Annotated in this window: 1 pseudogene; it reads left to right on the forward strand. The window is 63.6% G+C overall.

The window, feature by feature from the left end:
* Nucleotides 1-67: 67 nt before the first annotated feature.
* Nucleotides 68-816, forward strand: a pseudogene (locus AUL33_RS21905) (IS5 family transposase); the annotation flags it as partial.

Raw genomic sequence — 816 nt, forward strand, 5'->3', positions numbered from 1 at the left:
CTTAGGGTCAGGACCCATTGATTTGAGGCGTGCCGTCTGATTCAGACTCCGCTGGGGGGGACTGGATATGAGCGACCTTTACTGGCTGACGGACGAGCAGATGGAGCGGCTTCGTCCGTTCTTTCCCAAGAGCCACGGCAGGCCGCGGGTCGATGACCAGCGGGTTCTCAGCGGCATCATCTTCGTCAACCGCAACGGTCTGCGCTGGCGCGATGCGCCCAAGGACTAAGGGCCTGCGAAAACGCTGTACAACCGTTGGAAGCGTTGGGGCGAAGCGGGTGTCTTCGTCCGACTGATGGAAGGTCTGGCAGCAGCCGGTGCCGATCCCAGGACCGTCATGATCGATGCGACCTCTCTGAAGGCGCACCGCACGGCATCGAGCCTGGTGGTCAAAAAGAGGGGCTTGGACGCCTGATCGGTCGCACCAAAGGCGGCATGAACACCAAACTCCATGCTGTCGCCGATGCCAATGGTCGCCCGTTGAGCTTCTTCCTGACCGCCGGGCCGGTGAGCGACTACACCGGGGCAGCCGCGCTGTTAGACGATCTGCCCAAGGCGCAATGGCTTCTCGGCGATCGGGGCTACGACGCCCACTGGCTCCGGGACGCCTTGCAAGCGAAGGGCATTGAGCCCTGTATCCCAGAGCGCAAGTCGCGCGACGCGCCGGTGCGTCACGACAAGCGCCGCTACAGACCCCGCAACCGCATCGAGATCATGTTCGGGCGACTGAAGGACTGGCGGCGGGTTGCGACCCGCTACGACCGGTGCCCAACCGTCTTCTTCTCAGCCATCGCGCTCGCCGTCACCGTCCTCTTC

The organism is Aureimonas sp. AU12 (genome assembly GCF_001463705.1).
In the GTDB taxonomy this organism is placed as follows: domain Bacteria; phylum Pseudomonadota; class Alphaproteobacteria; order Rhizobiales; family Rhizobiaceae; genus Aureimonas.